Source organism: Sinorhizobium sp. P24N7 (genome assembly GCF_042436655.1).
GTDB lineage: Bacteria > Pseudomonadota > Alphaproteobacteria > Rhizobiales > Rhizobiaceae > Sinorhizobium > Sinorhizobium meliloti_A.
On record NZ_JBHMIW010000001.1, the window covers coordinates 494,754 to 506,771 of the forward strand.

The window sequence follows — 12,018 nt, forward strand, 5'->3', positions numbered from 1 at the left end:
TTGACGGGTCCTTAACCAAGTCGGGTGATAGTTCTCCCTACAGCCGCAATTTCTACCAGACCCGGTGGGGAACACAATTGAAACTCGCCGCCCCCGTGCGGGGATTTGAAAAGTGCGGGAATCTGCGAGCGCCCGGCCGGTCAGCACCGCAAGGGCTTGCGCCAAGCCCTGCTTACCTTCGGAAGATGAGCTTCGTCATGCGTCACTTCATTTCACGAGTTTCCACCCTCACGATGGCAGCCTTGCTCGGAGCGGTCTTGACGGCCGGCACCGCCCAGGCGCAGGCGGCGAAGGGGCCGAGCGGCCTTCCCCTCCCCCGCTTCGTCAGCCTGAAGGCGAAAAGCGTGAACTTGAGAATCGGCCCGAGCGTCGACTATGCGGTGGCGTTCCGCTATCTCAAATCCGGCGTGCCGGTCGAGATCATTCAGGAATATGACAACTGGCGCCGTATCCGCGACGCCGACGGAACCGAGGGCTGGGTCAACCAGGCGCTTCTCTCCGGCGACCGCACGGCGCTGGCGGCCCCGTGGATGCGCAGCAAGGGAGAGGGTGTTTTCGTCAACATGCGGCGCGATCCGCAGAGCACGGCGCCGATCGTCGCGCGCGTCGAACCAGGCGTCATGCTGCACATCGGCGAATGCAACGGCGACTGGTGCCATGCCGACACGCAAGGGGTCGAAGGCTGGATTGCCCAGAGCGAGATCTGGGGCGCCTATCCCGGCGAGGCCTTCAAGTAAGCGGTGCGGGAGGGCGTCAGCTCCCCGGTTTCTGGCGTTCGAGCTTCGAAATGAGATCGGCGACGAGCTCGTCGGGGCTCTTCTTCGCGGTGTCGATGACGAGGGGTCGCGATCCCCAATCTTCGTAAACGCGATCGGTAATCTCTTCCCAGCTTGGTTTCGTCAGACCCGGTACGTCGGAAAGCCGCGTTTCCGCGCGCCGGCGATGTTCCGCCTTGTCCGAGCAGATGACCTCCACCTCGACCGCCCGTGCCGCCGATCGGTCTGCCACGGCGAGCCAGGCGTCTCGCGTCACACCCAGGCCATTGACGGAATCCGCGATGACGGTGTGGCCGAGCGTGAGGTTGTCTTCAGCCACCCCGTAGGCCGCTACATATCCTGCGGCTCCGACGTCGGAGCCCGGACCGCCCGAAACCCGGATGCATTGCTCGATCGTATCGACGCGCACATGCACCGCGCGCAATCGCTTCGCCAAAGCGCGAGCAATCGTCGTCTTCCCGGATCCGGGCAAGCCTCCCAAGATGATGAGCATGAACGCGGGCTTTCGATTGGCCGGTGGGACGGGCGCCTCAGACGAGAGCTGCCTGCCGGGCAGCGGTTGCAAGCGAGACCAGCGGCCGCGGGCCGATCTGACCTATGACGATACCGGCTGCCAGATTGCCGAGCCTGCTGCACTCCTCGAGCGAGCGGCCGCTGGTATAGCCGAAGAGGAAGCCGGCGGCATAGAGATCGCCGGCGCCGGTGGTGTCGACCACCTGCTCCAGAACGCTCGCGCCGACACGTACGCGCTCAGCGCCGCGCACGACGACGGAGCCTTCCTCGCTCAGCGTGACCGCCGCAAGCTTGCAGTCCTTGGCCAGCAGCTCGAGCGCGCGATCGAAGTCCTCGGTCTCGTAAAGCGCGAGCGCCTCCTGCCGGTTGGCGAAGACGATATCGACCGTGCCCGAGCGCATGAGTTCGAGAAACTCGCTGCGGTAGCGATGCACGCAGAAACTGTCGGACAGCGTCATCGCCGTTTCCCGCCCGTGGGCGTGGGCGATGCGCGCCGCTTCTCGGATCGCATCCTTGGCACGTGGCGGGTCCCACAGATAGCCTTCGAAATAGGTGACCTTCGACTGGGCGACGACGTCGTCCTCGACGTCCTCCGGGCCGAGCTCGACGCAGGCGCCGAGATAGGTGTTCATCGAGCGCTCGCCGTCCTCGGTCACGAAAATCATCGAGCGGGCCGTCGGGGGATGGCCGTCGAGCGGCTTCGTCTGAAAATGGACGCCCTGTGCGCGGATATCATGGGTGAAGATTTCGCCGAGCTGGTCGTCGGCGACCTTGCCGAAATAGGCGGCGCGGCCGCCGAGGCTCGCGACGCCTGCCGCCGTATTGCCGGCGCTGCCGCCGGAGGCTTCGACCGCCGGTCCCATTCTCGAATAGAGCAGTTCGGCGCGATCGGCATTGATGAGGTTCATCGCGCCCTTGATGATGCCGTTTTCTTCGAGAAAGCTGTCATCGCAGCGCGCAATGATATCGACGATCGCGTTGCCGATCGTCAGAACGTCGTATTTTGCCATGAACTCCGTCCGGGTTTCCTTGGTGACCGGTGTTCGTTAATAGCGGTTTTCCGGCCATTTGGAAGACGCAACTTCGTTATGCGCTTCTTCAAATGCGGGAAGGCTCCCGCATGCAGCGGAATTCGGGGATGCCGACGATCACGTCGGCAGCGCCTTTGCGTCATAGGCGGCGGCGAACTCGGCGCTTGGCGGGATCGGTTTAATGATGTCGATCATCACGCCGTTCGGATCGGCCGTGATGAAATGACGCTGGCCGAAGTCTTCGTCGCAGATCGGCTTGAGGATGGGCAGGCCCGCTTCACGCATCGTGTCATAGAGCCGATCGGGATCTTCCACCTCGAAATTCAGGAGCAGGCCCTGCACCGGCGCCCGGTGCCGGTCGGGCACCGTCTCATGACGGTAATCGAGCACCGCGAGCGTCACATGATCGTTTTCGGTCGACTGGAGGTGCATGTACCAATCGCTCACGAAAAGCGCCTCGAACCCTAGATGCTTGACGTAGAAATCCGCCGTCTGCCGAACGTCCTGCGTCATGATCACCGGATAATAGCTTGTCGATTTCATCTTTCCCTCCGTTTTTCCATAACATACAATCTGCATGTATCCGGTCAATAACATACAGGCTGCATGTATGCAACAGAAAGAACCAAGACGCTCCAACCGGGAACGCTCCGATGCAACCCGCACGGCGATCCTTGATGCCGCACGCGCGCTCTTCGTCTCCAGAGGCTACGCCGAAACGGCGACGCCGGACATCGTTGCCGCAGCCGGGCTCACGCGCGGCGCGCTCTATCATCACTTCGAGGACAAGAAGGCGCTGTTTCGGGCGATCGTAGAACGGGAAGCACGCGACGTCGCGGCGACGATCGAGCAATTGGCCGGTGCTCCCCTCCCACCCCGTGAGGCACTCCTTGCAGGAGCGGCGGGCTATTTCGACGCCATGGCCGTTCCGGGCAGGGTACGCCTGCTGTTGCTCGACGGGCCGGCCGTGCTGGGCGTCACCGAAATGGCGGCTCTCGACGCCGCCCATGGCGGCAGAACGCTGGAGGAAGGCCTCGCTGCCGCCATGGCTCCGCACCGCCTGGAGGAGAAGACTGTCAAGGCGATGGCATTCCTGTTATCGGCCGCCTTCGACCGCGCTGCGCTCGAGATCGATGCGGGCGCCGCACGGGCCGACTATGCCTACGCCATCGACAGGCTGATCGATCGCCTGATCGCTCAATGAGCGGCGAGCGAGATCGCTTGCGGCGGCAATTCCACGAGCGGCGCCGGGATGTCGCAGGTCTTTTCCGGCGATTTGCAGAGGTCCGCTATCACGCAGCGCTCGCATTCCGGCCGGCGCGCCTTGCAGACGTAGCGGCCGTGCAGGATCAGCCAGTGATGGGCATGGAGCAGATAGTGCTCCGGGATCACCCGCAGGAGGTGGGCCTCCACCTCGTCCGGCGTCTTGCCCGGGGCAAGACGGATACGGTTGGCGATGCGGAAGATATGGGTGTCGACGGCCATCGTCGGCTGACCGAAGGCCATGGAGAGCACGACATTGGCGGTCTTTCGCCCGACGCCGGGCAGCGTCACGAGCTCCTCGCGCGTGCGCGGCACCTCGCCGCCGAAGTCGGTGATGAGCTTCTCGGAGAGAGCGATGACGTTTTTCGCCTTGTTGCGGTAGAGGCCGATCGTCTTGATATAATCGCGAACCCGTTCCTCGCCGAGCGCCAGCATCTTTTCCGGCGTATCGGCGACAGCGAAGAGCTGCCGGGTCGCCTTGTTGACGCCGGCATCCGTCGCCTGCGCCGAGAGAGCGACCGCCACGACGAGCGTGAACGGATTGACGTGCTCGAGCTCGCCCTTCGGTTCCGGACGCTGCACCGAAAATCGGCGGAAGATTTCCTCGACTTCCGCCCTGCGGTAGGCACTGCGCGGCCCCGTGCGGCGCGTTGTCGCTTTCGCCGGCTTCGGCGCTTGTGGTGGCGATTTGAGCTTCACGTTTTTCATGCTGCATCTATAGTCAAGGGTCATGATCAAAGGCAACGCTGCGCCAAACATCGATGACGAGCCGATCTTTGCGGCCGAACTCACCCCCTACCGCTCGCTGGGACATAGGGGCCTCAAGATTTTCCTGATGATCGCCGGCATCATGAGCCTGATGCACATCGTTGTGTTTCTGGTCATCGGCGCCTGGCCGGTCGTCTTTTTCTTCGGCCTCGATTTCATCCTGCTCTTCGGTGCCTTCTGGCTCAACTACCACACTGCGCGGGCCCGCGAGGAGGTCAGCGTTTCGCGCACCGACGTGTCGGTCAGGAAGTTCGCGCCCTCGGGAAGGATGATCGAGCACCGCTTCAACACCTTCTGGGCGCGCTTCAGCATCAAGCGTCATCAGGAGATCGGCATCGTGTCGATGAAGATCAGTGGCGGCGGCCGGCAGACCGATATCGGCTCCTTCCTCAACCGCGACGACCGCGAAACCTTCGCCGTCGCCTTCGCCCGGGCGCTGGCGACCGCCAGGTCGCGTTGAGCCGGTCGGCCGACAAGAATCGGGTGGTTATAGCATCGCCTGCATGATTATCTGTGGCACAAGGAGATGATCATGAACGTCGTTACATCCATTCCCACCGACATCACCCCGGAAGGCACCGACTACGACACGGTCAGACGTGTGATCGCGATGCTGACCGAAGACTATCGCGAGCAGCCCTCGCTCGAGTCGCTCGCCCGGCGCCTCGGCCAGTCGCCGACGCAGCTCCAGAAAGTCTTCACCCGTTGGGCCGGGCTTTCGCCGAAGGCCTTCCTGCAGGCGGTCACCCTCGATCATGCCAAGCGGCTCCTGCGCCAGGAAGACATGCCCTTGCTCGAGACCAGCATCGAGGTCGGTCTGTCAGGTCCGAGCCGGCTGCACGATCTTTTCGTCACCCATGAGGCGATGTCGCCCGGCGAGTGGAAGGCGCGCGGCGCCGGCCTCACCATCCGCTACGGCTTTCACCCCTCGCCCTTCGGCACGGCCCTGGTGATGGTGACCGACCGCGGCCTCGCCGGCCTTGCCTTCGCCGATTCGGGCGAGGAGCGCGCGAGCTTCGAAGACATGGCCGCCCGGTGGCCGAACGCCGTCTATGTCGAGGACAGCGCGGCGACGGCGCGCTATGCGGCACGCATTTTCGACCCCGACCGCTGGTGCGCGGAAGAGCCGCTCCGGATTTTCCTGATCGGTTCGGATTTCCAGATCCGCGTATGGCAGACCCTGCTGCAGATTCCGCTCGGCAAGGCCACGACCTATTCCAAGATCGCCGAAAACCTCGGCCAGCCGACGGCCTCGCGTGCGGTCGGCGCCGCGGTCGGGCGCAACCCGATCTCCTTCGTCGTCCCCTGCCACCGTGCGCTCGGCAAGACCGGCGATCTCACCGGCTATCACTGGGGCCTGACGCGCAAGCGCGCGATCCTGGGCTGGGAGGCCGGGAAGGCTTGAAGGGAGCATTCCCGGTATGATGGGGTAGGAAACAGGGCCCCTCCCAAACCCCTGCCCCTTGTGGGGAGGGGTTCGGGAGGGGTTAAAACCCCTGCCGCCCTCAATGCGCCCCGGACATATCCCCGAGCACTTCCTTCGAAGCGACGGTCGAATCCGCGTTCAGCTTGTAGACCATCGGCACTCCGGTCGCGAGATTGAGCTTGAGGATCTGCTCCTTGGTCAGCTTGTCCAGCACCATGACGAGAGAGCGTAGCGAGTTGCCATGGGCGGCGACGAGCACCTTCTCGCCCGAAAGCACGCGCGGCAGGATATCGGTCAGATAATAGGGCCAGACGCGGGCGCCGGTGTCGCGCAGGCTCTCGCCGCCGGGCGGCGGCACGTCGTAGGAGCGGCGCCAGATATGGACCTGTTCTTCGCCCCATTTCGCCCGGGCATCGTCCTTGTTGAGACCGGAGAGGTCGCCGTAGTCGCGCTCGTTCAAGGCTTGGTCGCGGACCGTTTCGAGCGACGACTGGCCGACGGCGTCGAGGACGAGCTGGCAGGTACGCTGGGCCCGGATGAGGACGGAGGTGAATGCGATGTCGAACTTGATGCCGTAATCGGCAAGCGCCTTGCCGCCGGCCTTTGCCTCCTCGATGCCGAGCTCGGTGAGGTCGGGATCGCGCCAGCCGGTGAAGAGGTTCTTCAGGTTCCAGTCGCTCTGGCCGTGCCGGACAAGGACGAGGGTGCCGCTCATTTCGATTTCCTCATTGTGAACTATCGGATGTCAGTCGAGCCCGAGAACGTCGAGCATTGAGTAAAGGCCGGGCTTTTGGCTCCGGCCCCAGAGGGCGGCAGCGACAGCGCCGCGGGCGAAGATGGAGCGGTCGGTCGCGCTGTGCGAAAGCGTGACAATCTCACCCTCTCCGGCGATCACAACCGAGTGCTCGCCGATGACGGAGCCGCCGCGAAGCGTCGCAAAACCGATTGACCCTTCGGGCCGCGCACCGGTGTGGCCGTCGCGGACCCGCACGGAGTGATCCGCAAGACCGATTCCGCGCCCCTTGGCCGCCGCTTCGCCAAGAAGCAGCGCCGTGCCCGAGGGCGCATCGACCTTGTGCTTGTGGTGCATTTCGAGGATCTCTATGTCCCAACCCCGGGCCGGAAGCGCGCGCGCCGCCTTTTCCGTAAGCACGCCGAGAAGGTTGACGCCGAGGCTCATATTGCCCGACTTGACGACGCGGGCATGACGGGCGGCGGCGCGGATCTTCGCCTCGTCATCCGCCGAGCAGCCGGTCGTGCCGATCACGTGGACGATGCGTGCCTGCGCCGCAAGGCCGGCGAATTCCACCGTGGCGGCGGGGGCCGTGAAGTCGAGGACGCCCTCGGCCTCGACAAAGGCTTCGAGCGGCTTGTCGGTAACGGCGACCCCCATCGGGCCGACACCGGCAAGCTCGCCGGCATCCCGGCCGATAAAGGGCGATCCGGTCCGCTCGATCGCGGCATGAAGGCTCACCCCGGCCGTCTCGTGAATGATCCGGATCAATGTCTGGCCCATACGGCCGGCCGCGCCGACCACAACGAGCTTCATGTCCGTTTCGTTCATCTGAAAATCCCTTGTGCTACAGAAACTGGGCCTCGGCGACCGTATCCGCTCCGCTGCCCTGGAGATTGTGGAGGCGAGCGTAAAGACCGTCCGGACGCCGCGCAAGCTCCTCATGGGAGCCCTCCTCGACGACGGTACCCTCCTTCATGACGACGATCTTGTCGGCGTTGACGACGGTGGAAAGCCTGTGCGCGATGACGATGACGGTGCGGCCGCTCATCGCCTCTTCGAGTGCCTTCTGGACGGCCGCTTCCGACTCGGTGTCGAGCGCCGATGTCGCCTCGTCCAGCAGCAGGACGGGCGCGTTGCGGACGAGCGCGCGGGCGATCGACAGGCGCTGACGCTGGCCGCCGGAAAGCGTCACGCCATGCTCGCCGACGGGCGTATCGTAGCCCTGCGGCTGCGCCAGAATGAAATCATGCGCATAGGCCAGCCGGGCCGCTTCCTCGATCTCGGCATCGGTCGCATCGGGCCGGCCGTAGCGGATGTTGTCGCGGATCGAGCCTTCGAAGAGATAGGGCTGCTGCGAGACATAGGCGAGGCCGGCTCGAAGCGATTGCTTGGTGACGCCAGCGATATTCTGGCCGTCGATCAGGATCTCGCCGGACATCGGATCGTAGAAGCGCGGGATCAGGCTGATGATCGTCGACTTGCCGGCGCCCGAGGGGCCGACGAGAGCGGTGGTCTTGCCGCCCTCCGCACGGAAGCTGACGCCTTTGAGTATCTCGTCGCCGGTGCCATAGGCGAAGCGCACGTCGCGCAATTCGACGGTCGCCTCGCCGAGCCTCAGCTCGGTGGCGTCCGGACGGTCGCGCTGGTGCGGCACCGTATCGAGAATCTCGTAGATCATGCGGGCATTGACCGCCGCGCGTTCCAGCGAAACCTGCAGGCGCGCGAGACGACGAGCCGGATCATAGGCCATGAGCAGGGCGGTGACGAAGGCGAAGAACGCTCCGGGCGGCACGTTGTGATAGATCGTGCGGAAGGCCGCATAGGCAAGCACGCTGGAGATCGCCAGTCCCGCGAAGGTCTCGGTCATCGGCGCCGTGCGCTCGCTCAGGCGCGCGATGCGGTTTGCCCGGTTCTCGGCACGATCGATGATCGACTCGACCTTGCGCCGCAATTCGTTCTCCATCGTGAAGGCCTTGACGATGGTGATGCCCTGGATGGTCTCCTGCATGGCGCCGAGAACCCGGCTGTTGACCTCGACGGCTTCGCGCGTCGCCAGGCGCAGGCGTCTGGAAATGTAGCGGAGCCCGAGGAGCAATGGCGGCGCGACGAAGAAGACGATCAGCGACAGGAGCCAGTCCTTGCTGAACATGACCACGACCAGGCCGATCAGCGTCAGGAGGTCGCGGGCGACGGACGTGACCGTCATGTTGAGCACGTCGCGGATGCCGCTGACGTTCTGGCTGACTTTGGCGGCGAGCTGGGCCGAGCGGTGCTCGTGGAAATAGCCGACGCTGAGCGCCATCAGATGCGCATAAAGCCGGCGCTGATAGCGCGCCACGATGTTGTTGCCGATCTTGGACAGGGCGACCGCCTGCCCGTAGGTCGCAAGCCCCCTGAGGACGAAGGCGGCGAAGATCGCACCACAGATCAGGAGCACGATGTCGGCGCGCCTGTTGGCGAAAGCCTCGTTGACGACCGCCTCCATGATCCAGGCGGTGAAGCCGGTCGTCGCCGCCACCACGACAAGGCATGCGATTGCGAAAGCATAGCCACGAATGTGGTCGCGGCCGTTCTCGGCGATGACGCGCCTGAGGATTCCCGTGATCGTTTCGGAATCGACTGCGCGCTTGTTTCTATCCTTGGCGTTCAATAAGCCCGTCTTCCCTGAGCCCGCTCGCGTACCGCACCCCGGCATCGCTTTCGGGGGCTCTATAGTGCTTTGCTGCCGTTTTGGCGAGTCTCTGCGCCGGGCGCAGCGTCACCTTCTCCAGCGGCGTCCCTCCATTGCAACACCGAAGTCCCTCGGCGTGCGGGCAAAGGCCGCGAGGCCGGAGAGCGCCGCCATGGGGTGAATGACGGCGAAGGTCGGAATCGTCCGCATCAACGCCGAATGCGGCGCCTTGTCCTCGAAGGCCGCGCGAAATTCGGGCTTCGTCAGTGCCGGCAGTATTTTTTGCGAAATGCCGCCGGCAAGGAACACCCCGCCGCGCGCCATGAAGATCAGCGCCATGTCGCCGGCAACGCGCCCGAGATAGGTGGCAAAGAGCGACACGGTTTCGACCGCCGCCGCATCGGCGCCGGACAGGGCGCTCGTCGTCACGGCCGCCTGATCCGCAAGAACCGCTTCCTCGCCATTGGCCGCGCAGACCGCGCGATAGAGATTCATGATGCCGCGGCCGCACAGGATCTGCTCGCCGGCCATACGTCCCTCGATCGGTTCGAGGAAGGGCCAGATCCGGAAGTCGCGCTCCGTTCGGGGGCCAATATCGACATGGCCGCCCTCGCCGGGCACGGGTATCCAGGTATGCTGCGCATAGACCAGTCCAGCGACGCCCAGACCGGTACCCGGGCCGAGCACGACGCGCGAATGGAAGGGCCGGACGGCGCCGCCGGCAATCTGAACGACATCCTGATCGGCCGGCGCGGCAATGGCGAGCGCCTGGGCCTCGAAGTCGTTGATGACCAGCACGTCCTCCAGTCCGAGGCTGGCCAGCATGTCCTTCGGGCGAATCACCCAGCCGGCATTCGTCAGCGGTATCTCGTCGCCCTTGATCGGCCCGGCTACGGCGAGGATCGCCGAGCGCGGCTGGACGGAGGTCTTGTCGAGGATGCTTTTCTGCATCGCCTCCTCGATCGTGGCGAAATCGCCCGTTCTGATCGGGGCAAGCTGCTTCGGTTCGCCGTAGGCGTCGATGAGCAATGCGAACCGGGCATTGGTGCCGCCGATGTCGCCGATCAGGATCGGGAAGGGAAAGCTGTGTTCACTCGCATTGGGCATGGCAGAGGTCCGTCCTGATCGCGGCGTGAATGTCCGGGGTTTATGTATCAGTTGCGCCTGAAGTCGATCAACTGCTCGGCAGTCGCGCGGTTGAGCGCCATAGGGATGTCATAGACGATCGCGAGCCGCATCAGTGCCTTGACGTCGACGTCGTGCGGCATGGCCGTCAACGGATCGACGAAGAAGATCAGGCAGTCCACGTCCCCCGTGGCGATCAGCGCGCCGATCTGCTGGTCGCCGCCGAGCGGACCGCTCTTCAGCCGGACGATGTCGAGCGCCGGACACACGTCGAGGACACGTCCGCCGGTCGTCCCCGTGGCGACGATCTTCCACTTGGAGAGGACCGCCTCGTTCGCCTTGGCAAAAGACGCGAGGTCATCCTTCTTCTGATCATGGGCGATCAGGGCGAGACATTTCCGATCTGCCATGCGAGAGCCCCCGGGCAAGGTTCAAGACGCACAGATGCGGCAGGCGCACTCATGCGAACCGATTTAAATCGATTGAACGCCTATACATGAGCATCGGCAAATTGCAATGGCGCTACTGCAGGCCCGGCCGCGGCAGGGGTACGGGAATGTTCGCGGGCAGCCCTTCGCCTGCCGCGCTGATTACGGCCTCTATGCTGGTCGCGGCAGCCGGAATGGCGGCAGGAGCGCGATAGGCCGTGCCGTAGGTCGCCTCCTGTTCCGAAGCGGGTGCCGGACCGTTCAGCACGAGGGCGCAGGCCTTCGGCAGATCGGCGAGAGTCGCGAATTTCGGCTTCTGCGGCTTCGCGGCCGGCTTTTGGGTCGGCTTTGCCCAGGGCTCGTCCGTGAACCACCAGGCGAGCGACTTGTCGCAGCCGTCACCCGCCGGAACCACGGCCTGGTCCTTGCAGCCCTTGGAGCCGTCAGGGCATTTGATCCGGATGTGGAAATGATAGTCGTGGCCGTAGATCGGCCGGACCTTGCCGAGCGCCGAGCGGTCGCCCTTCCAGGTTTCACATAGCTTTTTCTTGATGGCCGGGTTGACGAAGACCCGCTCGACCTGCGGATAGCTCGCCGCCATCATGATCAGCCGGGCGTGAGAGGGTGTCCAGATGGAGGGATCGACCGTCAGGAACTTGCTCTTGTCGAGCATGGACGTCGCGGAAATCGTCTCGCGCTCCTGGTAGCTCAGCGTCCGCTGCGGCATCGGCGTCAGCCAGATATCCGCATCGAGCCCGATCTGATGCGAAGCGTGACCCGAAAGCATGGGTCCGCCGCGCGGCTGCGAGATGTCGCCGAGCAGAAGACCGGGCCAGCCGATCTTCTCGACGGCATCGTGGGAGAAGCGCTCGATCAGAGCGATCATCGCGGGATGCCCCCAGCGGCGGTTTCGCGACAGGCGCATCGCCTGCCAAGTCGGGCCGTCGGTGGGGATGGCGACCCCGCCGGCAAGGCAGCCCTTGGAGTAGAAGCCGAACGAAGCCGGCGCCGCCTGCATCGGCAAGTCCTTGGCGCCGAAGAGTTCCTTGGCCGGGGGAGCGTCGTTTGCAGCCGCCTCGGCGGAGACGAGGCTCACCCCCATGATCAGAGCCAGGACGGTCGAACCGCAGCGCCGAAGCGCAGCCCGCGCATCAAATCTCATTCCATTCCCCATAACCTTGCATTACCGCATGTTTTCTTGCTCGTCCCGATCAAAGGACAAAAACATGCGGCAGCCTGAAGCGTTGCAGCGACCTTTGCGCGTCTGGCAGGACGCGCGGC

14 protein-coding genes are annotated in these 12,018 nt (G+C 64.4%); 4 read left to right on the plus strand and 10 right to left on the minus strand.

The window, feature by feature from the left end; translation table 11 throughout:
* The first annotated feature begins 233 nt into the window (after positions 1-233).
* A complete protein-coding gene (locus ACFHWW_RS02350; protein WP_050563083.1) occupies positions 234-737 on the plus strand; it encodes an SH3 domain-containing protein in 504 nt (167 codons plus the stop codon).
* A gap of 16 nt (positions 738-753) precedes the next feature.
* Here the strand turns inward: ACFHWW_RS02350 and ACFHWW_RS02355 are convergent, their stop codons facing one another.
* The 3 genes from ACFHWW_RS02355 to ACFHWW_RS02365 all read right to left on the minus strand — a co-directional run bounded on the left by ACFHWW_RS02355 (position 754) and on the right by ACFHWW_RS02365 (position 2,863).
* Positions 754-1,269: an AAA family ATPase gene (locus ACFHWW_RS02355; RefSeq protein WP_379937169.1), complete on the minus strand. Its 516-nt coding sequence runs from the start codon at positions 1,267-1,269 to the stop codon at positions 754-756.
* A 37-nt stretch (positions 1,270-1,306) separates the two neighbouring features.
* The gene (locus ACFHWW_RS02360) at positions 1,307-2,299 is read right to left on the minus strand and encodes an adenosine kinase (protein ID WP_100669899.1); all 993 of its coding nucleotides are present in this window, start codon (positions 2,297-2,299) and stop codon (positions 1,307-1,309) included.
* A gap of 138 nt (positions 2,300-2,437) precedes the next feature.
* A complete protein-coding gene (locus tag ACFHWW_RS02365; protein WP_100669900.1) occupies positions 2,438-2,863 on the minus strand; it encodes a VOC family protein in 426 nt (141 codons plus the stop codon).
* Between the two features lie 67 nt (positions 2,864-2,930).
* Between ACFHWW_RS02365 and ACFHWW_RS02370 the strand changes: the two genes are divergently transcribed.
* Positions 2,931-3,524: a TetR/AcrR family transcriptional regulator gene (locus ACFHWW_RS02370; RefSeq protein WP_018093798.1), complete on the plus strand. Its 594-nt coding sequence runs from the start codon at positions 2,931-2,933 to the stop codon at positions 3,522-3,524.
* Here the strand turns inward: ACFHWW_RS02370 and nth are convergent.
* Positions 3,518-4,291, minus strand: a complete 774-nt coding sequence (nth, locus tag ACFHWW_RS02375; protein ID WP_338277536.1) for an endonuclease III — start codon at positions 4,289-4,291, stop codon at positions 3,518-3,520. The two genes, ACFHWW_RS02370 and nth, sit on opposite strands and share 7 nt — an antisense overlap.
* 22 nt (positions 4,292-4,313) lie before the next feature.
* On the opposite strand from nth, the gene ACFHWW_RS02380 reads away from it, so the two are divergent.
* Both ACFHWW_RS02380 and ACFHWW_RS02385 read left to right on the plus strand, forming a co-directional pair.
* The gene (locus ACFHWW_RS02380; protein WP_100669902.1) at positions 4,314-4,811 is read left to right on the plus strand and encodes a DUF2244 domain-containing protein; all 498 of its coding nucleotides are present in this window, start codon (positions 4,314-4,316) and stop codon (positions 4,809-4,811) included.
* Positions 4,812-4,883: 72 nt separating this feature from the next.
* Positions 4,884-5,756 carry a methylated-DNA--[protein]-cysteine S-methyltransferase gene (locus ACFHWW_RS02385; protein WP_379937170.1) on the plus strand — a complete coding sequence of 291 codons (873 nt, stop codon included), beginning with the start codon at positions 4,884-4,886 and terminating at the stop codon, positions 5,754-5,756.
* A gap of 100 nt (positions 5,757-5,856) precedes the next feature.
* Here the strand turns inward: ACFHWW_RS02385 and ACFHWW_RS02390 are convergent, their stop codons facing one another.
* The 6 genes from ACFHWW_RS02390 to mepA form a co-directional block, all read right to left on the minus strand.
* On the minus strand, positions 5,857-6,492 hold the full coding sequence (locus ACFHWW_RS02390; RefSeq protein WP_018093794.1) for a 2,3-bisphosphoglycerate-dependent phosphoglycerate mutase: 636 nt from the start codon (positions 6,490-6,492) through the stop codon (positions 5,857-5,859).
* Between the two features lie 30 nt (positions 6,493-6,522).
* Positions 6,523-7,341, minus strand: coding sequence for a 4-hydroxy-tetrahydrodipicolinate reductase (dapB, locus tag ACFHWW_RS02395; protein WP_379937171.1), 819 nt, complete (start codon positions 7,339-7,341; stop codon positions 6,523-6,525).
* Positions 7,342-7,357: 16 nt separating this feature from the next.
* The gene (locus ACFHWW_RS02400; RefSeq protein WP_379937172.1) at positions 7,358-9,163 is read right to left on the minus strand and encodes an ABC transporter ATP-binding protein; all 1,806 of its coding nucleotides are present in this window, start codon (positions 9,161-9,163) and stop codon (positions 7,358-7,360) included.
* Positions 9,164-9,271: 108 nt separating this feature from the next.
* On the minus strand, positions 9,272-10,291 hold the full coding sequence (locus tag ACFHWW_RS02405) for a glucokinase (protein ID WP_379937173.1): 1,020 nt from the start codon (positions 10,289-10,291) through the stop codon (positions 9,272-9,274).
* Positions 10,292-10,338: 47 nt separating this feature from the next.
* Positions 10,339-10,719: a methylglyoxal synthase gene (locus tag ACFHWW_RS02410; RefSeq protein ID WP_018093790.1), complete on the minus strand. Its 381-nt coding sequence runs from the start codon at positions 10,717-10,719 to the stop codon at positions 10,339-10,341.
* 112 nt (positions 10,720-10,831) lie between these two features.
* Complete coding sequence (mepA, locus tag ACFHWW_RS02415; RefSeq protein WP_324762663.1) at positions 10,832-11,899, minus strand: penicillin-insensitive murein endopeptidase; 1,068 nt, start codon at positions 11,897-11,899, stop codon at positions 10,832-10,834.
* Positions 11,900-12,018: the final 119 nt, after the last annotated feature.

Excerpts from the sequence above, each read along its gene's own strand:
- ACFHWW_RS02350 (WP_050563083.1), top strand. The coding sequence starts at position 234 with ATGGCAGCCTTGCTCGGAGCGGTCTTGACGGCCGGCACCGCCCAGGCG.
- ACFHWW_RS02355 (WP_379937169.1), bottom strand. The coding sequence starts at position 1,269 with ATGCTCATCATCTTGGGAGGCTTGCCCGGATCCGGGAAGACGACGATT.
- ACFHWW_RS02360 (WP_100669899.1), bottom strand. The coding sequence starts at position 2,299 with ATGGCAAAATACGACGTTCTGACGATCGGCAACGCGATCGTCGATATC.
- ACFHWW_RS02365 (WP_100669900.1), bottom strand. The coding sequence starts at position 2,863 with ATGAAATCGACAAGCTATTATCCGGTGATCATGACGCAGGACGTTCGG.
- ACFHWW_RS02370 (WP_018093798.1), top strand. The coding sequence starts at position 2,931 with ATGCAACAGAAAGAACCAAGACGCTCCAACCGGGAACGCTCCGATGCA.
- nth (WP_338277536.1), bottom strand. The coding sequence starts at position 4,291 with ATGAAAAACGTGAAGCTCAAATCGCCACCACAAGCGCCGAAGCCGGCG.
- ACFHWW_RS02380 (WP_100669902.1), top strand. The coding sequence starts at position 4,314 with ATGATCAAAGGCAACGCTGCGCCAAACATCGATGACGAGCCGATCTTT.
- ACFHWW_RS02385 (WP_379937170.1), top strand. The coding sequence starts at position 4,884 with ATGAACGTCGTTACATCCATTCCCACCGACATCACCCCGGAAGGCACC.
- ACFHWW_RS02390 (WP_018093794.1), bottom strand. The coding sequence starts at position 6,492 with ATGAGCGGCACCCTCGTCCTTGTCCGGCACGGCCAGAGCGACTGGAAC.
- dapB (WP_379937171.1), bottom strand. The coding sequence starts at position 7,341 with ATGAACGAAACGGACATGAAGCTCGTTGTGGTCGGCGCGGCCGGCCGT.
- ACFHWW_RS02405 (WP_379937173.1), bottom strand. The coding sequence starts at position 10,291 with ATGCCCAATGCGAGTGAACACAGCTTTCCCTTCCCGATCCTGATCGGC.
- ACFHWW_RS02410 (WP_018093790.1), bottom strand. The coding sequence starts at position 10,719 with ATGGCAGATCGGAAATGTCTCGCCCTGATCGCCCATGATCAGAAGAAG.
- mepA (WP_324762663.1), bottom strand. The coding sequence starts at position 11,899 with ATGAGATTTGATGCGCGGGCTGCGCTTCGGCGCTGCGGTTCGACCGTC.